Origin of the sequence: Ramlibacter sp., assembly GCF_013697775.1 — a bacterium.
In the GTDB taxonomy this organism is placed as follows: domain Bacteria; phylum Pseudomonadota; class Gammaproteobacteria; order Burkholderiales; family Burkholderiaceae_C; genus Ramlibacter.
The window spans coordinates 1-21,254 of record NZ_JACCWG010000177.1; the positions used below are offsets into that span (position 1 = coordinate 1).

Annotated in this window: 21 protein-coding genes; 14 read left to right on the top strand and 7 right to left on the bottom strand. The window is 69.6% G+C overall.

Going from position 1 to position 21,254, the window contains the following annotated elements:
* The 12 genes from H0U68_RS08650 to H0U68_RS08705 form a co-directional block, all read left to right on the top strand.
* The coding region (locus tag H0U68_RS08650) for a hypothetical protein (protein WP_296354641.1) at positions 1–369 on the top strand (369 nt) is incomplete at its 5' end.
* 9 nt (positions 370–378) lie between these two features.
* Complete coding sequence (locus H0U68_RS08655) at positions 379–1,185, top strand: aldolase/citrate lyase family protein (protein WP_296354644.1); 807 nt, start codon at positions 379–381, stop codon at positions 1,183–1,185.
* Positions 1,186–1,193: 8 nt separating this feature from the next.
* Positions 1,194–1,736 carry a sugar transferase gene (locus tag H0U68_RS08660; RefSeq protein ID WP_296354646.1) on the top strand — a complete coding sequence of 181 codons (543 nt, stop codon included), beginning with the start codon at positions 1,194–1,196 and terminating at the stop codon, positions 1,734–1,736.
* A gap of 2 nt (positions 1,737–1,738) precedes the next feature.
* Entirely contained in the window at positions 1,739–3,535 is a 1,797-nt protein-coding gene (gene asnB, locus H0U68_RS08665; protein WP_296354648.1) for an asparagine synthase (glutamine-hydrolyzing), read from the top strand.
* Complete coding sequence (locus H0U68_RS08670) at positions 3,532–4,779, top strand: hypothetical protein (protein ID WP_296354650.1); 1,248 nt, start codon at positions 3,532–3,534, stop codon at positions 4,777–4,779. The genes asnB and H0U68_RS08670 overlap by 4 nt, the downstream gene beginning before the upstream one ends.
* A 4-nt stretch (positions 4,780–4,783) precedes the next feature.
* Positions 4,784–5,800, top strand: coding sequence for a hypothetical protein (locus tag H0U68_RS08675; RefSeq protein WP_296354651.1), 1,017 nt, complete (start codon positions 4,784–4,786; stop codon positions 5,798–5,800).
* Positions 5,800–6,474 carry a class I SAM-dependent methyltransferase gene (locus H0U68_RS08680; protein ID WP_296354653.1) on the top strand — a complete coding sequence of 225 codons (675 nt, stop codon included), beginning with the start codon at positions 5,800–5,802 and terminating at the stop codon, positions 6,472–6,474. Before H0U68_RS08675 ends, H0U68_RS08680 begins: the two co-directional genes overlap by 1 nt.
* The gene (locus H0U68_RS08685; RefSeq protein ID WP_296354656.1) at positions 6,471–7,187 is read left to right on the top strand and encodes an acylneuraminate cytidylyltransferase family protein; all 717 of its coding nucleotides are present in this window, start codon (positions 6,471–6,473) and stop codon (positions 7,185–7,187) included. Before H0U68_RS08680 ends, H0U68_RS08685 begins: the two co-directional genes overlap by 4 nt.
* Positions 7,184–8,233, top strand: coding sequence for an N-acetylneuraminate synthase (gene neuB / locus H0U68_RS08690; protein WP_296354658.1), 1,050 nt, complete (start codon positions 7,184–7,186; stop codon positions 8,231–8,233). Before H0U68_RS08685 ends, neuB begins: the two co-directional genes overlap by 4 nt.
* A gap of 6 nt (positions 8,234–8,239) precedes the next feature.
* Complete coding sequence (gene neuC, locus H0U68_RS08695) at positions 8,240–9,382, top strand: UDP-N-acetylglucosamine 2-epimerase (RefSeq protein ID WP_296354659.1); 1,143 nt, start codon at positions 8,240–8,242, stop codon at positions 9,380–9,382.
* Between the two features lies 1 nt (position 9,383).
* Positions 9,384–10,877: an aminotransferase class I/II-fold pyridoxal phosphate-dependent enzyme gene (locus H0U68_RS08700; protein WP_296354662.1), complete on the top strand. Its 1,494-nt coding sequence runs from the start codon at positions 9,384–9,386 to the stop codon at positions 10,875–10,877.
* A complete protein-coding gene (locus tag H0U68_RS08705; RefSeq protein WP_296354664.1) occupies positions 10,877–12,685 on the top strand; it encodes a nucleoside-diphosphate sugar epimerase/dehydratase in 1,809 nt (602 codons plus the stop codon). Before H0U68_RS08700 ends, H0U68_RS08705 begins: the two co-directional genes overlap by 1 nt.
* A gap of 18 nt (positions 12,686–12,703) precedes the next feature.
* Here the strand turns inward: H0U68_RS08705 and H0U68_RS08710 are convergent, their stop codons facing one another.
* Positions 12,704–13,339, bottom strand: coding sequence for an LON peptidase substrate-binding domain-containing protein (locus H0U68_RS08710; RefSeq protein ID WP_296354665.1), 636 nt, complete (start codon positions 13,337–13,339; stop codon positions 12,704–12,706).
* A 54-nt stretch (positions 13,340–13,393) separates the two neighbouring features.
* Between H0U68_RS08710 and H0U68_RS08715 the strand changes: the two genes are divergently transcribed.
* Positions 13,394–13,942 carry a YggT family protein gene (locus H0U68_RS08715; protein ID WP_296354667.1) on the top strand — a complete coding sequence of 183 codons (549 nt, stop codon included), beginning with the start codon at positions 13,394–13,396 and terminating at the stop codon, positions 13,940–13,942.
* A gap of 1 nt (position 13,943) precedes the next feature.
* Positions 13,944–15,044 (top strand): acyltransferase, encoded by a 1,101-nt coding sequence (locus tag H0U68_RS08720; RefSeq protein WP_296354668.1) that lies wholly within the window; start codon positions 13,944–13,946, stop codon positions 15,042–15,044.
* On the opposite strand, the gene accD is transcribed toward H0U68_RS08720, so the two are convergent.
* The 6 genes from accD to H0U68_RS08750 all read right to left on the bottom strand — a co-directional run bounded on the left by accD (position 15,037) and on the right by H0U68_RS08750 (position 21,095).
* Positions 15,037–15,909 (bottom strand): acetyl-CoA carboxylase, carboxyltransferase subunit beta, encoded by an 873-nt coding sequence (gene accD / locus H0U68_RS08725; protein WP_296354670.1) that lies wholly within the window; start codon positions 15,907–15,909, stop codon positions 15,037–15,039. The genes H0U68_RS08720 and accD overlap by 8 nt on opposite strands.
* A 177-nt stretch (positions 15,910–16,086) precedes the next feature.
* Positions 16,087–16,896 carry a tryptophan synthase subunit alpha gene (trpA, locus tag H0U68_RS08730; RefSeq protein ID WP_296354672.1) on the bottom strand — a complete coding sequence of 270 codons (810 nt, stop codon included), beginning with the start codon at positions 16,894–16,896 and terminating at the stop codon, positions 16,087–16,089.
* On the bottom strand, positions 16,893–18,152 hold the full coding sequence (gene trpB, locus H0U68_RS08735; RefSeq protein ID WP_296354675.1) for a tryptophan synthase subunit beta: 1,260 nt from the start codon (positions 18,150–18,152) through the stop codon (positions 16,893–16,895). Before trpB ends, trpA begins: the two co-directional genes overlap by 4 nt.
* Positions 18,130–18,846: a phosphoribosylanthranilate isomerase gene (locus tag H0U68_RS08740; RefSeq protein WP_296354677.1), complete on the bottom strand. Its 717-nt coding sequence runs from the start codon at positions 18,844–18,846 to the stop codon at positions 18,130–18,132. The genes trpB and H0U68_RS08740 overlap by 23 nt, the downstream gene beginning before the upstream one ends.
* The gene (truA, locus tag H0U68_RS08745; RefSeq protein ID WP_296354680.1) at positions 18,843–19,625 is read right to left on the bottom strand and encodes a tRNA pseudouridine(38-40) synthase TruA; all 783 of its coding nucleotides are present in this window, start codon (positions 19,623–19,625) and stop codon (positions 18,843–18,845) included. Before truA ends, H0U68_RS08740 begins: the two co-directional genes overlap by 4 nt.
* A 42-nt stretch (positions 19,626–19,667) precedes the next feature.
* Positions 19,668–21,095, bottom strand: a complete 1,428-nt coding sequence (locus tag H0U68_RS08750) for a FimV/HubP family polar landmark protein (RefSeq protein ID WP_296354678.1) — start codon at positions 21,093–21,095, stop codon at positions 19,668–19,670.
* Positions 21,096–21,254 lie beyond the last annotated feature (159 nt).

Below are 21,254 nucleotides of genomic sequence, written 5' to 3' on the forward strand. Positions count from 1 at the left end.
GCGGCACGGCGCCGCATGCGGCCGGCCGTGGCCGCCTACACCGTCGCGCTGGCGCTGCTGGCTGTTCTGGGTGCGCTCGGCATGCGCGACGGCGCGCGGTTGATGCTGCTGCTGGACGCCGTGATCGCCGGCGTCGCCGCATGGACGCTGCTGGCGCTGGGCCGCGACCTGCGCGCCTGGCTGCCCGGCCGCGCCTTGTTTACCGCCGCACTGGTCCTGGCCGCCTGGGCGGTGGCCGATCTGCTTGCGGGCTTCTCCTCAACGCTGAGCCTGGCGGCGCAGCTGGCAACCGCCGTGCTGGCCGTTGCCAGCGTGCTGCTGGCAACGGCATGGGCCAGCATCGATCTGCGCTCCGCGCTGCGCCGATAATCCGCCTCGATGCTCGAGCTCATTCAGATCACCAACGACCCCGCACTGGCGCGCCGCTGCGACGCGCTGGGCGGCTTTCGCCTGTTCGTCGACCTGGAGCGTCTGGGCAAGGCCGAACGCCAGGCCGGGCGCAACACCTTCATCAGCACGCACACTCTGGACGACGTGGGCCGCGTCAAGCAGGCGCTGCGCCACGCGCGGCTGATGGTGCGCGTGAATCCGCTGCACGAAGGCACGGCGGCGGAACTCGATGCCGTGCTGGCGCAGCAGCCCGATTGCGTGATGCTGCCGGTGTTCCGCAACGCCGACGAACTGCGCACCTTCGCCGGACTGGTCGCGCAACGGGTCCCCATCGTGGCGCTGCTGGAAACCGCGGGCGCGCTCGCCTCGCTGGACGACTGGATCGGCACGCCGGGGCTGGAGGAGGTCTACGTCGGCCTGAACGACCTGCACCTGTCGCTGGGCCAGCGCTTCATGTTCGAGCCGCTGGCCGACGGCACGGTGGAGCGCGTGGCGCGCGCCGCGCACGCGCACAGCCTGGGCTTCGGCTTCGGCGGTATCGCGCGCCCGGGAGAAGGGCTGCTGCCGGGGCGCGACGTGCTGGCCGAACACCTGCGCCTGCGTTCGCGCGCGGTGATCCTGTCGCGCACCTTCCACCGCGACGGCGCCGACACCGTGTTCGAGCAGGAAGTCGCCGCGCTGCGCGAAGCCGAGCACGAACTCGCGCACCGCAGCGCCACCGAGATGCAGGCGGACGCGGTGCGCATCGCCGCGCGCATCCGCGAGATCGCTGGCGGGCTCGCGCGCCCGGCATGAAGCGCGCGATGGACCTGCTCGTGGCGCTGGCCGCCATTCTCGTCCTGTCGCCGCTGCTGCTGGCGACGGCCGCCGCCGTGCTGCTGGAAAGCGGCCGGCCGGTGCTGTTCCGCCAAGTGCGCATCGGCCGCGGCGGCCGTGAATTCGGCATGTACAAATTCCGCAGCATGGTGCGCAACGCCGCGGCCGTCGGCCCGTACTTCACGGCCGCCGGCGATCCGCGCATCACGCGCGTCGGCCGCTTCATCCGCCGCACCAGCATCGACGAACTGCCGCAGCTGTTCAACGTGCTGCGCGGCGACATGAGCCTGGTCGGCCCGCGGCCCGACGTGCCGGCGCAGCGCGCGCTCTACACCGAGGCCGAATGGGCGCTGCGCTGCAGCGTGCGCCCCGGCATCACCGGCCTGGCGCAGGCGCTGCTGCGCTCCGCCGCCACCGAGCAGCAGCGGCGCGAGCTCGATCTACGCTATGCGCGCGAACACACGCTGCGGCTGGACATGAAGATCGTCGGCTGGACCTTCGGCCGGCTGGGCGGACGCGGGAGCAACTGAGCATGTGCGGCATCTACGGCTACTGGGACCGCAAGCGGCGCGCGATGGGCGAAGGCCAACTCGCCACGATGGCCGACAGGCTCGCCCACCGCGGGCCCGACGACGAAGGCCTGTGGCACCAGCCGCAGCGCGGCATCGCCATGGGCAACAGGCGGCTGTCGATCATCGACATCGCCGGCGGCCGCCAGCCGTTTGTGTCGGACGACGGCCGCGTGGCCGTGGTGCAGAACGGCGAGATCTTCAACTACGTGGAGCTGGCCGCCGAGCTGCGCGCCCAGGGCGTGGAGCTGCGCACCGGTTCGGACACCGAGGTGCTGCTGCGGCTGTACGAGCGCGAAGGCATCTCCTTCGTCGGCAAGCTGAACGGCATGTTCGCCATCGGCATCGACGACCTGCGCCAGGACGCGATGTACCTGGTGCGCGACCGCATCGGCGTGAAGCCGCTGTACGTGGCCGACGACGGCACGCGCGTTCTGTTCGCCTCCGAGATCAAGGCCATGCTGCCGGCGCTGCGCGAAACGGGCGCCGCGCCGGCCGTGGACCTCGAAGCCGTGCACCACTACCTGAGCTTCAACTACATCCCCGCGCCCTGGACCATCTGGCAGAACATTCGCCACGTGATGCCCGGCACCTGGATGAAGTTCACGCGCGGCGGCGTGGAAACGCATCGCTGGTGGAACCTGGCCGAGCAGCGCGAACAGGACCACCGTTTCAACACCTGGTCGGAGGAATTCCTCGCCATCCTCGACGACGCCACCCGCATCCGCCTGCGCGCCGACGTGCCCTGGGGCGCGTTCCTGTCCGGCGGCGTCGATTCCAGCACCATCGTCGGCCTGATGGCGCGCCACGTGGACCGGCCGGTGAAGACCTTCTGCATCGGCTTCGCCGATCCGCGCTTCGACGAATCGGCGTTCGCCGCCGCCGCGGCTTTGCGCTTCGGCTGCGAGCACACCAGCGAGATCGCCGAGCTCAACATGCTGGACCGCTGGCCGCACGTACTCTTTCACCTGGACCAGCCGCACGGCGACGCGTCCTTCATGCCCACCCTGCGCGTCAGCGAACTGGCCGCACGGCACGTGAAAGTGGTGCTCACCGGCGACGGCGGCGACGAACTGTTCGCGGGCTATGAAAAATACGAGCAGTTCTTCGCGCGGCCCGGCGTGCAGGCGCTGCCGCCCGAGGCGTTCCAGCGCGGCTACTTCGATTCCATCTCGCTGTTCGCGCCCCAGGCCAAGCAGGACCTGTACCGGCCCGAAATCGCGCGGCAGCTCACCGGCATCGACAGTTTCGCCGTCGCCGCCAAACCGTGGTTCGACGAAGCCGCGCATTTCGACCGGCTGAACCAGGCGCTTTACCTGGACATGCAGCTGCTGCTGTCGGGCAACAACCTGGTCAAGCCGGACCGCATGGGCATGGCGGTGTCGATCGAGGCGCGCACACCGTTCCTCGACTGGCGGATGATGGAATTCGCTTTCCGTTCGCGCGGCACCACCAAGCTGCACGACGGCGACAAGAAGCACTGGTACAAGCGCGCCGTGGTGCCGCTGATCGGCGAAGACCTGGCGTACCGCGCCAAGCAGATGTTCACCGTGCCGGTGGGCGAATGGTTCCGGCGCGAGAGCCACGTGTGGCTGACCGGCGTGCTGCACGGCAGCGCGCTGCTGCAACAGCTGTTCCGGCCCGAAGCCATCGACGCGATGCTGCAGCGGCACCGCGACGGCAGCGCCAACTTCACGCGCGAGCTGCGCGCGCTGGCCGCCCTCGCGCTGTGGGACGGCCACGTGCGGGACCATGCATGAGCGATGCGGCGTTGCCCACCTGGCTGTTCGTCTCTTACGGCGGCGGCCACGTCAAGGCCCTGCTGCCGGTGGCGCGGCGCGTGCGCGAACTCGGCATCGCGAAGCCGGTGTACCTGGCATTGACCACGGCGGCGGACGAAGTGCGGGCGGCGGGGCTGCCGGTTCTGGGCTTTCGCGATGTCTTGATGGAGAGCGACGGCGCCGCGCGCGCCAAAGGCGAGGAGCTGGCCGCGCAACTGCAGGTGCAGGCGGCCGACCGGGACGAATCCGTCGCCTACCTGGGGCTCTCGTACACCGATATGGAGCAGCGGCTGGGTGTCGAGGCCGCCGCGCGGGCATATGCCGAATACGGCCGCCAAGCTTTTCTGCCGCTCGGCGTCCTGGAGCGTGTGATTCGCAAGGTCGCGCCCGCGCTCGTCGTCGCCACGAATTCGCCGCGCGCCGAGCGTGCCGCCATCGAGACCGCGCGCGCCATGGGCGTGCCGAGTGTCTGCCTGGTCGATCTGCTCGGCATCTGGGAGCGCGAGCTGCTGGCACGCGCCGACTATGCCGATGCGGTCTGCGTGCTGAATGCCGGTGTGCGCGACATGCTGGTGCGTGCCGGCCGCGCTGCGCAGGACGTCCACGTCACGGGCAATCCAGCGTTCGACTCGGTGCACGATGCGGCGATGAAAGAGCAGGGCCGGCGCCTGCGTGAAGAGGCCGGCTGGCAGGACCTGCACGTGTGCCTGTATGCGCCGTCGCCCGAGCCGCAGCGCATCGCCGGCGTGGAAGGCACCGGCGACCCGGAATTCCCGCGCCGGCTGGAATGTGCGCTGCGCGACGCCGTCGAACGCAACCCGCAACTGGCCCTGTGGGTGCGGCGGCATCCGAGCGAAGCGCCGCCGCAGGAGGTGATCGCATCCGCGCATCCGCGCATCCGCGCCAGCGGGCGCGAGATGCCGCTGCACGCGGCCATCCATGCGAGCGACGAGGTGCTGGTCACGGTGTCCACAGTTGGCGTGGAAGCAGCCATCGCCGGCAAGCCCGTGACGCAGCTGCGCGGCTCCATCCTCGACCATCTCAGCCCATACCTGGACATGGGCATCGCATCGCGCGAGCTGGCGCTGGACACGCTTGCCGCGGCGTTCGCGCCCGGCGCGCCGCTGCTGTCGAAGGCAGCCTCCGCGATGGAGCTGTCGCCCGATGCAACGGGCAATGTGCTGCGCGTGCTGCAGGAGGTTCACCGGAGGCACCATGGCTGAGGGCATGCGCCGTCTGGATATGGGCGAGGCCGTCGCGTTGCACGAACGCTTCGCGGCGCCGCGGCCCGGCACCTTGCATCCGCTGTACGTGAAAGCCGACGCGCGGCGCGATGCCGCGCTGCAGCCCGCGTACCTGGCCTATGCGGCGCAGGGCGAGCACTGGATGCACGCATTGCATCTCACACGCGTGCCGGGCACGGATTGGCTGGACGCCAGCTCGCCCTATGGCTATGGCGGACCGCTCAGCACCAGCGACGATCCCGGTTTCATTGAAAAGGCCTGGGCGGCCTACACGCAATGGATGCGCGAGCAGCGTGTCGTCGTCGAGTACGTGCGCTTGCATCCGGTGTTGGCGAACGAGCGCTTCTACGGTGGCACGGTGGAGGCGAACCGCGAGGTCGTCTTGATCGACCTGACAGCGCACGATGCCGTCGAAGCTGGCTATGCACCGCGCCTGCGCACCACTTTGAAGAAAGCCGCACGCGCGCCGCTGGCCTACCGCGAAGAGCCACTGGCGCCGCTCGCCGCCGCATTCGGCAGCTACTACCGTGCCGCCATGCAGGCCATCGGTGCCGACCCGTTCTACCTGTTCGACGATGCATATTTCGCGCAACTAGCCGGCACCGGCCTGGCCACGCTCGGCATCTGCACGCTGGAGCAGGGCGATGCGAATGACTGGCTGGCCGCCTGCCTGCTGCTGGACGGCGCCGGCCTGCGCGAATACCACCTGGCCGGCACCAACGCGCAGGGCAGGCCGTGGGGCGCCTCCAGTTTCGCGCTGGACCAGGCGGCGCGGGTGGCACAACGGCGCGGTGCCCGCGGCTTCTATCTGGGCGGCGGCACCGACCGCAGGCCCGACAATCCGCTGTTGTTCTTCAAGTCTGCGTTCTCAAGCGAGCGCTTGACGTACCGCACCGGCGCCACCGTGTTCGACGACGCGGCGTACGAAGAACTCAAGCAGCTGTTTGCGCAAGCGTGGCAGGCGCATCCGGAGCGGCCGATTTTCTACAGGAAGGTGTGATGAGCTGGGATCCCGTGTGGGAAGAGGTCTACCGGTCGCGGCCCTGGGGGCAATACCCGGGCGAGGATGTGGTGCGCTTCGTCATGGGCCACTACGGCCGCTCGGCGGACCGCGCGCAGGTGCGCCTGCTGGAAGTCGGCAGCGGCCCGGGCGCCAACCTCTGGTTCATGGCGCGCGAGGGCTTTTCCACGCACGGCGTCGAAGGCTCGGAAACGGCCGTGCAGCAGTGCAACGAGCGGCTGGACCGCGAGTGCGACGGCTGGCGCGTGCGCGGCGGCCGCGTGCAGGCCGGCGACCTGGCCGCGCTGCCTTATGAGGACGGCTATTTCGATGCCGTGCTGGACGTGGTGGCCATCTGCTACAGCCCGCTCGCGCAGGCGCAGGCCGCCTACCGCGAACTCGCGCGCGTCACGCGCAGCGGCGGGCGCCTGTTCTCCCGCACGTTCGCGCAAGGCTGCTGGGGCGACGGCACGGGCGAGCAGGTCGAGTCCGGCATGTGGGTCTGCGGCGAAGGGCACCTGAAAGGCTACGGCGCCACACGCTTTACGGCCCGGGAAGACGTGCCGGCACTGGTGCAAGGCTGGTCGGTCGAGCGCATCGAGCGCTCCGCCGTCACCGAGGACAATGGACGGCACGAGATCAGCCACCTGCTGGTCCACGGCATCAAGCCATGAGCACGCCCGCCACCACCATCGCCACCATCTGCGCGCGCGGCGGCAGCAAGGGCCTGCCGCGCAAGAACGTGCTGCCGCTGGCCGGCAAGCCGCTGATCGCGCACAGCATCGAACACGCGCTGGCCTGCGCTGCGATCGGCAAGGTCTACGTCTCCACCGATGACGACGAGATCGCGCGCGTCGCCGAGCGGTACGGCGCGACCGTGCCGTACCGCCGCCCGGCGGACCTGGCGAGCGACACTGCGGGCAAGCTGCCGGCCATCGAACACCTGGTGCAGTATTTGGAAGCACAGGGCGAGCGCATCGACACCATCGTCGACCTGCAGCCGACCTCGCCGCTGCGTCTGCCCTCGGACATCGACGCGGCGCTGGCGCTGGTATCGCAGGCCGGGCTGGTGGTCAGCGTCACCGAGCCTTCGCACAATCCCTACTATTCGCTGGCCGAGGCGCGGGCCGACGGCACGCTGCAGGTCAGCAAGGCCGCGGGCGCGCTGCGCCGGCAGGACGTGCCGCAGGTCTGGGGCCTGAACGGATCCATCTATGTTTGGCAGCGCGCGGCGCTGGCGCGAGCCGTGCAGGACGGCTTCTGGCGCGTCGCCATCCTGCCCAGCCCGATGCCGCGCGAACGGTCCATCGACATCGACGACGCGTTCGATTTCGACATGGCCGAATGGCTGCTCCAGCGGCAACTTCGAAAGCAACACACAGCATGAGCGCGCAACCCGTTTTCATCATCGCCGAGGCTGGCGTCAACCACAACGGCAGCCTGGACCTGGCGCTGCAGCTGATCGACGCCGCGCACGATGCCGGCGCCGACGCCGTGAAGTTCCAGACCTTTCGCGCCGGGGACGTAGTCACGCCCGATGCCGTGACGGCCGACTACCAGCGCTCCAACACCGGCGAGACCAACCAGTTCGAGATGATCAGGAAGCTCGAACTGGACGAAGACGCGCACAGGCAACTGACAGAACATGCGCAGGCAGTCGGCATCGAGTTCTTCTCCACGCCGTTCTCGCACGACGCGGTGGACATGCTGGTGCGCCTGGGCGTGCGCCGCATCAAGCTGCCTTCGGGCGAGATCACCAACAAGCCGCTGCTGGAGCGCGCGGCCGCCACCGGCCTGCCGCTGCTGCTGTCCACCGGCATGTCCACGCTGGACGAAGTGCGGCGCGCGGTCGGCTGGATCGCGGATTGCCGCGCGGCATCGGGCTTCGGCACCACGGGGCCGGCGCAGCTGTCGGTGCTGCATTGCACCTCCGCCTATCCGGCGCCGGCCGACGCGCTGAACCTGCGCGCCATCGCCACGCTGGCGCAGGCGCTCGGCCTGCCGGTCGGCTATTCCGACCACAGCCAGGGCATGGAGGCGGCCTTGGCCGCGGTGGCGCTCGGCGCAACCGTGATCGAAAAGCACCTCACGCTGGACAACAACCTGCCGGGCCCGGACCACCGCGCGTCCGCCGAGCCGCGCGACTTCGCCGCCATGGTGCGCGGCATCCGTGCCGTGACGGCCATGCTGGGCGACGGCATCAAGCAGCCGCAGCTGATCGAGCGCAACACGCTGGACGTGGCGCGGCGCAGCGTGGTAGTGGTGCGCGCGCTGCCGAAAGGGCATGTGCTCGCTGCCGATGACCTCGCGCTGCGCAGGCCCGGCACCGGCATTGCGCCCGAGCACGGCGACGCTCTGATCGGCCGTGTGCTGGCGCGCGAACTGCCGGCCCACACCACGCTGGAATGGGCGATGCTGGAGCAGCAGCCCTAGGCAGCCATGCGCAAGATCCTGTACGTCACCGGCACGCGCGCGGACTTCGGGCTGATGGCCTCGACCCTGCAGCGCATCGCGGCGCATCCTTTGCTTGAACTGCAGATCGTTGTGACCGGCATGCACCTGAGCCCCGCGTACGGCGAAACGGTGCGCGACATCGAGGCGCTGGGCCTGCCCATCGTGGCGCGGGTGCCGACCGACGTGGACGGCCGCACACAGCTGTCGATGGCGCGCAATGTGGGCCAGGCGCTGGTCGGCCTGTCCGACGCGATGGCGCAGGCGCGGCCCGACCTGCTGCTGGTGATCGGCGACCGCGGCGAGATGCTGGCGGGCGCGCTGGCCGCGCTGCACCTGGGCATTCCTACGGTGCACCTGCACGGCGGCGAGCGCTCCGGCACCATCGACGAGCCAGTGCGCCACGCCATCACCAAGATCAGCCACTGGCATTTCGTCGCGACGGAGGAGTCGCGGCAACGCATCGTGCGCATGGGCGAGCGCGAGGACCGCGTGTGGGTGACCGGCGCGCCCTCGCTCGACGGCCTGGATGCGCTTGCCGCGATGCCGCGCAACGACGTGTTGAAGCAGATCGGCCTGCCGCCCGGCGCCGGCTACGTGCTTGTGCTGTTCCACCCCGTGGTGCAGGAGATCGCGCAGATGCGCGCGCAGACGCTGCAGCTTGTGCAGGCGCTGGGCGGCGTGCTGGCGGGGCAGGGCACGCACGTGGTCTGGCTCGCGCCGAACGCGGACGCCGGCTCGGCGGAGATCCTCGGTGCGCTGCAGGAAGGCGCGTCCACGGTGCCGGTCACGCGCGTCACGCACATGGCTCGGCCCCTCTTCATCGCGGCGCTCAAGCAGGCGCGCGCGCTGGTCGGCAACTCCTCGGCCGGCATCATCGAGACGGCATCGCTCGGTACGCCGGTGGTCAACATCGGCACGCGCCAGCGCGACCGCGAACGCAACCTGAACACCCTGGACTGCGGCATCGGCGGCGAGGACATTGCCGCGGCCCTGCGGCAGGCGCTGGCTCACGGGCCTTATCCTTGCGCCAACCGCTACGGCGACGGCCATGCCGGCGAGCGCATCGTCGAACTGCTGGCCACGCTGCCGATCGCACCGGACCTGCTGGACAAGGTCAACACGTACTGACATGACACCCGACCCCTTCGAGCTGCTGAAAGTCCCCGCGACCCTGCCCTGGGTGGAGGCCGCCGCGCGCATGGACGCCTCGGCGCAGGGCGTGCTGCTGGCGATCGACGGCGCCGGCCGGCTGCTGCGCACCGTGACCGACGGCGATCTGCGCCGGGCGCTGCTGCAGCACCTGCCGGACACGACGACGCTGGCGCAGTTGCCGGGCCAGGCGCCGCTCACCGTGGACGAGAGCGCCACGCTCGCGCAGCTGCAGGCATTGATCCAGCAGCACGGCATCTCGCACGTGCCGGTGGTGGACGCCGACGGCAGGCCCGTGGACATGGTCACGGCGCGCGAGCTCTCGCAGCGCATCTGGATGTCGTCGCCGCACCTGGGCGACGAGGAGACAGCGTTCGTGGAGGACGCGTTCCGCAGCAACTGGATCGCGCCGCTCGGCCCGCACGTGGACGGCTTCGAGCGCGAGCTGGGCGCCTACGTCGGCGTGCCGCACGCGGCGGCGCTGAGCTCCGGCACGGCCGCCATGCACCTGGGCCTGATCCTGCTGGACGTGCAGCCGGGCGACACGGTGTTCTGCTCGTCGCTGACTTTCGTGGCCAGCTGCAACCCCATTCGCTATTGCGGCGCACAACCGGTGTTCATCGATGCCGAGCCCGGCACCTGGAACATGTCGCCCGCCGCGCTGGAGCGTGCGCTGGAATGGGCCGCGCGCGAAAACCGGCTGCCGCGCTGCGTGATCGTGGTCAACCTGTACGGCCAGAGCGCCGACATGGACGCGCTTCTGCCCCTGTGCGAGCGCTACGGCGTGCCGGTGCTGGAGGACGCGGCGGAATCGCTTGGTGCCACCTACAAGGGCCGCGCGAGCGGCAGCTTCGGCGCCATCGCTGTGTATTCGTTCAACGGCAACAAGATCATCACCACCTCGGGCGGCGGCATGCTGGTGGCGCGCGATGAAGCAACGGTGGCGCGCGCGCGCAAGCTCTCCACGCAGGCGCGCGAGCCGGCCGCGCACTACGAGCACACCGAAATCGGCTTCAACTACCGCATGAGCAACGTGCTCGCCGGCATCGGCCGCGGGCAGCTGCGCGTGCTGCCGCAGCGCGTGGAAAGCCGCCGACGCGTGTTCGACATCTACCGCGAAGCCTTCGCCGACATCGCGCGGATCGAGTGGATGCCGGAACCCGAAGGCTACCGCTCCACGCGCTGGCTCAGCTGCTTCGCGCTGGCGGGCGGCGGTGCCCAGGAGCGCGACCGCATCCTGCGCAGCCTGGAGCGCCACTCCATCGAGGCGCGGCCGGTGTGGAAGCCCATGCACCTGCAGCCGCTGTATGCCGGCGCGCCGTACTTCCCGCATGCGCAGCATGCGGAGGGCGGCGACGTGGCCGGTCGGCTGTTCGATGCCGGCATCTGCCTGCCCTCGGGCTCAAATCTCAGCGACGCCGACCTGGACCGCGTGATCGACCAGCTGCGGCGCACCCTGCGGCGCACCGCCTGATGGTGCGCTGGTCACGCGACGCACTGGCGCTGATGGCGCTGGACCTGGCCCTGGTGTTCGTGGCCTGGTGCGCCGCGTTCTGGCTGCGCTTCAACCTCGACGTGCCGGACGAATTCGCGCAGCTGGCGTGGACCTCCAGCCCGTGGGCTGTGCTGGCCTACGCCGCGGGGCTGGGCTTCGCGCGCGTGAACCGACACGTGTGGCGCTTCATCGGACTGCCGGAACTGCGGCAGCTGGTGCTGGGCGTGGCGCTGGGCGGTGTGTTCACCGCCGCCGGCGTGCTGATGCTGCGCCTGCCCAATTTCCCGCGCTCGGTGCTGCTGATGCATCCGCTGGTGGCGCTGGTGCTGCTGGGTGCCGCGCGTGCGGCGTGGCGCACGCTGGCCGAGCGGCGCGCGCCGGGGCACGGCGGGCAGCGCCTGCTGGTTGTGGGCTCGTTGCAGGACGCGGCCGATGCGCTGCGCGCCTTGAAGGGCTCGCACCAATGGGCTGCCGTGGGCATCCTCTCGCCCATCGCCTCCGAACGCGGGCGCGCGCTGCAGAACGTGCGCGTGCTGGGCGGCATCGCCTCGCTGGCGGATGCCTGCAAGCACGTGGACGCGCAAGTGGCGCTGGTGGCCAGCCCGCCGGGTTCCGACGAGCGCCGCGCCGCGCTGCTGGCCGCGGCCGACGCCGGCGTGACCCTGCTCACGCTGCCGCGGCCGGACCAGTGGCTCAAGCCCGAAAGCACCGGTCCGCGCAAGATCGAGCTGGAGGACCTGCTGGGGCGGCCAACGGTGCAGCTGGACGTGGCCGGCCTGTCGCAGCTGTTCTCCGGCCAGACCGTGCTGGTCACGGGCGCGGGCGGCTCCATCGGCTCGCAGCTGTGCCGCCAGATCGCGCGCTTCGGCGTCGGCCGGCTGGTGTGCGTGGACGTGTCGGAGTACGCGGTCTACCAGCTGGAGCAGGAGCTGCGCCAGGCGCATCCGCAGATGCAGGGCGTGTACTACACGGCCAACGTGCGCGAGTTCGAGCGGCTGCGCGCCATCTGCGCGCAGCACCAGCCGGTGGCCATGTTCCATGCGGCGGCGTACAAGCACGTGCCGCTGATGGAGGAGCACAACGAGATCGAGGCGCTGCGCACCAACGTGCTGGGCACGATGAACGCGGCGCGCGTGGCCGGCGAGTGCGGCGTGCACCGCTTCGTGATGATCTCCACCGACAAGGCGGTCAATCCCACCAACGTGATGGGCGCGAGCAAGCGGCTGGCCGAGATGGTGGTGCAGGCCGCGGCGGCGCGCTTCGACGGCACGCAGTACGTGTCGGTGCGCTTCGGCAACGTGCTGGGCTCCAGCGGCTCGGTGGTGCCCCTCTTCACCGCGCAGATCGCGCGCGGCGGGCCGGTGACGGTGACCCACCCGGACATCGTGCGCTACTTCATGACCATTCCCGAAGCGGCGCAGCTGGTGCTGCAGGCCGGGCTGATGGGCCGCTCGGGCCAGATCTTCGTGCTGGACATGGGCGAGCCGGTGAAGATCGTGGAGCTGGCCCGCATGCTGATCCGCCTGTCGGGCAAAACCGAGCAGGACGTGCCTATTGCCTACTCGGGCCTGCGCCCGGGCGAGAAGCTGTTCGAGGAACTGCTGGCCAACGACGAGACGACGATGCCGACGCCGCACCCGAAGCTGCGCGTGGCGAAAACCGGCGGACCGCTGCCGGACGTGGCGGCACTGGTCGGATGGGTGGAGCAGGCCGGCCCCGCGCCAGCGGGCGCCGATCTCAGGAACTGGTTGAAGGTGCAGGTGCCGGAGTACCAGCCGCGCTTCTAGGCGGCGGCGCGGCGTGCCTCAGGAAGAGGCGATGCCGGTGCGCGTGAGCACGTCGCTGACAAGCTCCAGCCGCACCAGCGGGTTGTCCAGTTCCATCAGGCGCTGCTTGAGCGAGATGGGCAGCGGCAGCAGCTCGCACCAGCGGTTGGCCACCCAGCCGCAATCGTCCAGCTTCCAGGGCGGCGCCACGGGCAGCTGGTTGGCGTCGAGCGCGCGCAATTGCAGCGACAGGATGACTTTTTCCAGCGCGGTCGCGGCGGGCTTGAGGTCATCGGGAATTTCCACGACCTTATCGGGTGCCAGCCGTTCGACGTCGGCCACCCACAAGCCGTGCTTGAGCTGGTCGCTGGACTGGATACGGAAGCGCTGCGCGCCGTGTGCGCGCACCAGCATCAGGCCGGGGCCGGGTGTTTCGAACTCGACGATGGTGGCCAGCGTGCCGACGGTGGCGAAGGCTTCGCGCACGCCCGGCTGGCGGACCTCGTTGCCCTGGGTAAGCGACACCACGCCAAAAGGTGCGCCGGCCTTGTGGCACTTGCCGACCATGTCGAGGTAGCGCACCTCGAAGATGCGCAGCGGCAGCACGCCATCTGGAAAGAGAACCGCGCCAAGCGGGAAGAGCGGAAGGGACTGCAGGGTCAGGGCGGTTGTCACGGGGAATGACCGGTTTCTAGCCCTATCATCCCACGACCCAGCTAAACGCGCGCCATGCTCTATCAAATCCTTTCGCTTTTGCTCGACGTGGCAGCAGGCCTGCTAGGCGGCGCTTGCCTGCTGCGCCTGTACATGCAGTACCAGAAAATCCCGTTCGGCAACCCGGTCGGCCGCTTCGTGTTCGCGCTGACCGATTGGCTGGTGCTGCCGCTGCGGCGGGTGCTTCCGTCGGTGCGGCGCTGGGACACGGCCAGCCTGGTCGCGGCTTACCTGGTCGAGCTGGCGCAGTACGGCATCCTGTGGCTGCTGGCCGGGCGCGGCGCCAGCGCGGCGCTGCTGCCGCTGCTGGCCTTGTTCGGCCTGCTGCGCCTGGTGATTTCCGGCTTGATCGGCCTGATGATCGTCTACGCCATCCTCAGCTGGGTGCGTGCCGACTCGCCCATCGTCGACGTCATCGACCGGCTGTGCGCGCCGCTGCTGCGCCCGCTGCGCCGCGTGATCCCGCTGGTGGGCGGCATCGACCTGTCGCCGCTGGCGTTCCTGCTGCTGCTGCAGATCGCGTCCATCGTCGTGGGCGAGCTGCAGGCGGCGGTGCTGCGCTGAGATGCACACCCCTGCCGCGGCGTCTTCTTCCCAGCCGAACAACTTCGACTTCGTCCGCCTGGTCGCCGCGCTGTGCGTCGTCGTGTCGCACCAGTTCGCCCTGACCGGCCGCCCCGAGCCGACGGTCCTGAACGTCCACTCCCTGGGCGGCCTGGGCGTGCTGATTTTCTTTTCGGTCAGCGGCTACCTGGTGGCACAGAGCTGGAATGCGGACCCGCATGTCCCGCGGTTCGCCGCGCGCCGCCTGCTGCGGATCTGGCCCGGCTTGGCGGTCCTGGTGCTGCTGACCGCATTTGTCTGGGGACCGTCGCTGACCTTCATTCCGCTTAAGGAGTACTTCCGGCACGTCTGGGTGCGGGACTACCTGAACAACCTGCGCTTCGTCATGCGCGACATCCTGCCCGTGCGCTTCGACGGCAACGCGCTGCCGTTCGCGGTCAACGGCCCGCTCTGGACGATTCCCCTGGAGTTGAAGTGCTACGTCATGCTGGCTGTCCTCGGCGCGGCCGGGCTGCTGCGCAGCAAGTGGTGGATGATCGCGCTGACCGCCGTCCTGCTGGTGCGCTACGCAGTCGTCGAGCCGCGCGGCGACCTGCTCATCCACAACCTGGCGTGGACGCTGGAGCAGCGCTACCTGCTCGAGTTCGGGCTTTTCTTCGCTGCGGGCGTCATCCTGCAATCCCTGCGCGTGGGAGGGCGGTGGTCGATGGTGCTGGTGGGTGGCGGCTGGGCGCTCGGCGCGGCCGCCCTGCTCATGCAGCGGCCACTGCTCGCACTGTGGTTCATGATTCCGGTGACGGTGATCGCCTTCGGCGTCGCCTCCACGCCGTTCGTGCGCCGCACGGGCCGGTTTGGCGACTTCTCTTACGGCCTGTACATCTATACGTTTCCCGTCCAGCAGACGCTGATATGGCTTTATGGGAAACAGCTGCCGTGGGGCGCCGTGTTCGCGCTCGTGCTAGCCACCGCACTGGTGTGCGCCGCGGCGTCGTGGCACCTGGTCGAGAGCCGCGCTTTGAAGCTCAAGCCCAAACGCGCGAAGGACAAACAGCCGCGGGGGCGCGATGGCGTCCCCGCGGTCGGCGCGAAAGCGCTCAGCTGACCGCGTCGGCCGGCTGACGCTGCAGCATGGCCAGCACGCTGGCCACGGTCTTGCGCAGCTCGCGGCGGTCGCAGATGAAATCGACCGCGCCTTTTTGCTGCAGGAACTCGGCACGCTGGAAGCCTTCGGGCAGGGTCACGCGCACGGTGGACTCGATCACGCGCGGGCCGGCGAAGCCGATCAGCGCTTTCGGCTCGGCGATCACCACGTCGCCCACGAAGGCGAAGCCGGCGCTCACGCCGCCCATGGTCGGGTCGGTCAGCACGCTGATGTAGGGCAGGCCCTTCTTCGCCAGGCGGGTGAGCGCGGCATTGGTCTTGGCCATCTGCATCAGCGACAGCAGGCCTTCCTGCATGCGCGCGCCGCCGGTGGCGGTGAAGCACAGGAACGGCACCTTCTGCTCGATGGCGGTTTCGACGCCGCGCACGAAGCGCTCGCCGACGACGCTGCCCATGCTGCCGCCCATGAAGTCGAATTCGAAGGCCGCGACCACCAGGCTGATGCTGTGCACCGCGCCGCCCATGACGATCAGCGCGTCGGTCTCGCCGGTATTCTCCAGCGCTTCCTTCAGGCGTTCGGGGTAGCGGCGGCTGTCCTTGAATTTCAGCGGGTCGACCGGCAGCACTTCCTGGCCGAGCTCGTAGCGGCCTTCGGCATCCAGGAAGGCGTTGAGCCGTGCGCGCGCGCCCATGCGGTGGTGGTGGCTGCAGCGCGGACAGACGTTCTGGTTCTGTTCCAGGTCGGTCTTGTACAGAACGGTTTCGCAGCTGGGGCATTTGACCCACAGGCCCTCGGGCACGCTGCGGCGCTCGTTCGGGTCGGTCGGCTGGATTTTCGGCGGAAGCAGTTTTTCGAGCCAGCTCATCAAGACTCCTTTCACTTTGAAATCGCTGTGCGATTTCAAAGTGGCTGAACAGTGGGAAGAGGTCCGGCAAAGCCGGTTCCTCCTCCCAGGAGGGACTGCGCTGCACGCTGTTTCGCGCAGTCCGTGACCAATATCAAAACCCACTGTGAAATCGCACAGCGATTTCACAGTGAACAGTCATGAGTCTAACGCGGCACGGATGCCGCGCAGAAAGTCTCCCAGCGCGGCGGCAGCGGCGTCGCGCGGCAGGCCTTCCACCACCTGGATGACCTTGGTGCCGATCACCACCGCATCGGCCACCCGGCCGACCGTGCGCGCGGACTCCGCGTCGCGGATGCCGAAGCCCACGCCCACCGGAATCTTCACGTGTTCGCGGATACGCGGCAGCGCCTCTTCCACGGCCGCCGTGTCCAGGTGGCCGGCGCCGGTGACGCCCTTGAGCGACACGTAATACACATAGCCACTGGCCACGCGCGCCACCTGCTGCATGCGTTCGGCCGTGCTGGTGGGCGCCAGCAGGAAGATCAGGTCCAGGCCGTGCGACTTGAGCTGCGCCGCGAACTCCTCGCACTCTTCCGGCGGGTAGTCCACGATCAGCATGCCGTCCACGCCCGCTTCGGCGGCGTCACGCGCGAACGCGTGCCTGCCGTGCTTGAGGTCGTAGCGCTCGACCGGATTCGCATAGCCCATCAGCACCACCGGCGTGGTGGCGTCGCGCTCGCGAAAGCACCGCACCATCTCCAGCACCTGGGCCATGCCGATGCCCAGCGCCAGTGCCTGTTCGCCCGCGCGCTGGATCACCGGCCCGTCGGCCATGGGGTCGGAGAAGGGCACGCCGAGTTCGATCACGTCGGCGCCGGCGCCGCGCATCGCATGCATCAGCTCGGGCGTGATGTCGGCGTATGGATAGCCGGCGGTGATGTAGGGGATAAGCGCCTTGCGGCCCTGCCGCTTCAGCGCGGCGAAAGTGGCGTCGATGCGGCTCATTTCGCGGCCTCCTTGGGCGCGCCCTTGAGCGTGAGCCCGCGCATCGACGGCCGGTCGTAGAAGTCCACGCCGGCCAGGTCGGCCACGGTGCCGATGTCCTTGTCGCCGCGCCCCGAGAGGTTGACCAGGATCTTCTGGTCCGGCCGCATGGTCTTGGCCAGCTGCATCGCATAGGCGATGGCGTGGCTGGATTCCAGCGCGGGGATGATGCCTTCCGTGCGGCACAGGTAGTGGAAGGCCTGCAGCGCTTCGGCATCCGTCACGCCCACGTATTCCGCGCGCCCGCTGTCCTTCAGCCACGCATGCTCGGGCCCGACGCCGGGATAGTCCAGGCCGGCACTGACGCTGTGCGTCTCGGTGATCTGCCCGTTCTCGTCCTGCAGGATGTAGGTGCGGTTGCCGTGCAGCACGCCGGGGCTGCCGCGCTGCAGCGAAGCCGAGTGCTTGCCGCTTTCCAGGCCCTCGCCGGCGGCTTCCACGCCGACCAGCCGGGTGTTCTCGTAGCCGATGTACGGATGGAAGATGCCCATGGCGTTGCTGCCGCCGCCCACGCAGGCGACCACCACGTCGGGCTGGGCACCGGCCAGTTCCTGCATCTGCACGATGCTCTCGTTGCCGATTACGCTCTGGAAGTCGCGCACCATCATCGGGTAGGGGTGCGGGCCCGCCACCGTGCCGATGATGTAGAAGGTGTTCTCCACGTTGGTGACCCAGTCGCGCATGGCCTCGTTCAGCGCGTCCTTTAGCGTGCGGCTGCCGGACTCCACCGGCACCACGGTGGCGCCCAGCAGGTTCATGCGGTAGACGTTGGGGCTCTGGCGCTTGACGTCCTCGCTGCCCATGTAGACCACGCACTCCAGGCCGTAGCGCGCGCAGATGGTGGCGGTGGCCACGCCGTGCTGGCCGGCGCCGGTCTCGGCGATCACGCGCGGCTTGGCCATGCGGCGCGCCAGCATGGCCTGGCCGATCACGTTGTTGATCTTGTGCGCGCCGGTGTGGTTCAGGTCCTCGCGCTTGAGGAAGATCTGCGCGCCGCCCTGTTCGCGGCTCATGCGTTGTGCGTGGTAGACCGGCGAGGGCCGGCCGACGAAGTGCTTGAGCTCGAAGGCGAACTCGGCCAGGAACTCGGGGTCGTGCTGGTATCTGGCGTAGGCCGCGCGCAATTCGTTGATCGCGTGGGTCAGCGTCTCGCTGACGAAGCTGCCGCCGTAGGGGCCGAAATGGCCGGAGGAATCAGGTTGCTGGTAGGAGGGCATGGGTTGGCTTTGCAAGAAGCGCGTCGGCGGCACGCACGGCCGCGACGAACCGATGGATCTTGCCGGCGTCCTTGATCCCCCTGGAGGACTCGACGCCGGAACTCACATCAACGGCCAGCGTTGTGCAACGCGGCCGTACTTGCAAAATGCCATCGGTCACGTTTGCCGCAGTGAGTCCACCAGACAAAACGAGATGACAGTTGACGCTTGTTGGTAGCCGTGACCAATCGAATGCCTTGCCGCCTCCGCCGTACCCCTCGACATGCGTGTCGAGCAGGATGGCCCGGGCTTGGGAATAGTTGAAGGCAAATTCTAGCAAGTCGAACGGCTGGGCGGCATCCAGCGGAATGCGTGCCGCGCGCAGCCAGGGCCGCGCGCCGTCGTTGCTGGCCGCTAGGCAGTCGGACGGCGTCTCGTCGCCGTGGAATTGCAGCAGGGCGTTGGGCAGCAGGTCGCAGGCCGCCTGCACCGTGGCGGGCGCCGCGTTGACGAACAGCAGCACCGGCGTGACGAAGGGCGGCAGGCGCCGGGCGAGTTCGGCCGCGCGCTCAGGCGACACGCAGCGCGGGCTGGGCGCGTACTGCACGAAGCCCACCGCGTCCGCGCCGGCTTCCGCCGCCGCGTCCACGTCCTGTTCGCGCGTGAGGCCGCAGATCTTGATGCGGGTGCGCGCAGCGGCCTGGGCAAAGCTCATGGCAGCCAATCATACGCAGCGGTGCGGCTCGGCAATTGCCACTCGGGGCCGTACACCGGCCCCAGAAAATACAGGCCGTCGGGCATGAAGGTGGGTGCCGCGGCGTCGCGGTCGCGCGCGGCCAGCACCTCGCGCATCCACTCGGGCGGCTGCAGGCCTTGGCCGACCAGCAGCAGGCATCCCATGATGTTGCGGATCATGTGGTGCAGGAAGGCGTTGGCCTCGAACTCGATGCGCCAGTAGCCGCCGCGCCGCGCGATCTCGATGCGCGCAATGGTCTTCACCGGCGACTTCGCCTGGCAGGCCGATGCGCGGAACGAGGTGAAGTCGTGTTCGCCGAGCAGGTGCTGCGCGCCGGCGCGCAAGGCGTCCGCGTCCAGCGGGCGGAACACCCAGCCGACGCGGCCGGCCTCCACGCTCGGGCGCACCGGCGATTCGAGCACCACGTAGGCATAGCGCCGCGCCACCGCGCTGGCGCGCGAGTGGAAGGCGTCGGGCACCGGCTGCGCCCATTGCACGGCGATGTCGGGCGGCAGGAAGGTGTTGGTGCCGCGCACCCAGGAGAAGCTTTCGCGCCGGAGTTCGGTGTCGAAGTGCACCACCTGCATCAGCGCATGCACGCCGGCATCGGTGCGCCCGGCGCACAGGGCGGAGACGGGCTGGGCGGCGAAGCGCGAGAGCGCGGCCTGCAGGTGGTCCTGCACGGTGCGGCCCGACGGCTGGCTTTGCCAGCCGTCGTAGGCCTGTCCGTTGTAGCTGATGCCGAGTGCCAGCCGCATGGGCATGGCGGAGAACGTCAGGGCGCGGGCCGCCGGCCCACGCTAGCCGATTTCCGCGAGCAGGCGCTGCGCGCGGGTCTTGAGGTCGCCCGAGGCTTCGGCCACCACTTCCTGCGCCAGGCTGCGCGCGCCGTCCGGGTCGCCGATGGCGTTGAATTCCTCGGCCAGCGCCAGCTTGGTGGCCAGCGGGTTGCCATCGTTGCTGTCGTGTTCCAGGCCGCCGGTGCTGATGGACTCGTCCGCCGCGCTCAGGGCGGGCGTGGAGGAGGGCTGATGCGGCGCGGTGGAAGGCAGATCGAGCGAGAGCGAGCCCAGATCGAATTCCATCATGCCGTCGTCGGCCTTGGACTTGGCCGCAGCGGCGGCGGGTGTCGCCGGCGCGGGCGCCGGGTCCATGTCGAAGTCCAGGCCGTTGTCGTCCAGCGCCAGGTCGGGCAGTTCCGACGGGCGGCCGGTGTCGACCAGCGCGTGCGCGGCGTGGCCAGGTGTGGCCGGCGTGTCGAAGTCCATGTCCAGCGACGGAATGGGCTCGAACTTCTGCGTGGCTTCCAGCGGCGCGGTGGCATGGTGCCCGGCTGCATGGTGCACGGGCGGGTGCTCGTCCAGCGAGAAGTCCAGGTCGATGTCCGGCGGGATCGAGTGCTGCGCCTCGGCCGGCGGCGGGCTGATGGCCGTGGTGGAGCCGAAGCTGGTGGCGGCCGTCACCGCGCTCGCGGCAGTGGCGACGCCGGCGGCACGCGCATCGGGTTCGCCGCCCGGGCGGTACAGCGTGTTGCCCGGGTCGAGTTCGCGGCCCAGTTCGCAGATGTGTTCCCACTCCTGGCCCTGGCCGTTGGTCAGGTTGTAGGCCTCGATGGCCACCGAGTGGAAGGCCTTGCCGTCGCGGCGCTTGGCGTAGATCTCCAGCAGCTTGGCATGGATGGCCACGCGCTGCGGGCTGGTGCGCAGCGCCTCCTTGAGGATTTCCTCGGCCTGCAGGTCGCGGCCGTAGGCCAGGTACACGTCGGCCTCGGCAACCGGGTCCACGTCGCCCGCCGCGTCGAGCTGGCTGGGCGAGTACACCATGGAGGAACCGCTGGCGCTGGACATGGCTTCGGCCGTGTCGATGCGCTGGCCGCCGCTGGCGCCGAAGAAGGAGTCAGGCTGCAGCCGGCTTTCCAGGAACGAGCTGTCGATCTGCGTGGCCTTGCGGCGTTGGCGCAGCTTGTAAAAGGCCGCCCCCAGCAACAGGGCCAGCAGGCCCACGCCGGCGAACGGGATCAGCGGGTTGTCCAGCAGGTCGTTGAACAGGCTGGGCTCGGACTTGGCCGGGGGAACCGGAGCCTTGGCTGCGGCAACCGTGGTGCTGGCCGTAGCTACGGGCACGCTGGCAGCCAGCGCGGCGGCGGATGCGCCGGTGGCCGGCAAGGCCGCCATGGCGTCGGGAGACGACGCCGAGGCTGAGGCCGGTGCGGCAGCCGAAGCGCTCATGGCAGGGACTGACGGCGACGCCGGCGTGGCCGCCATATTGGCCATCGGCGAGGCCGCGGAAGCCGTGGGCGCTGCAGCAGCAGCGGGCGGCGTGGCGGCCGGCGATGCAGTTGCAGGCGATGCGGTCGCCGGCTTGGCGGCGGCTGTGCTGGCAGGGAC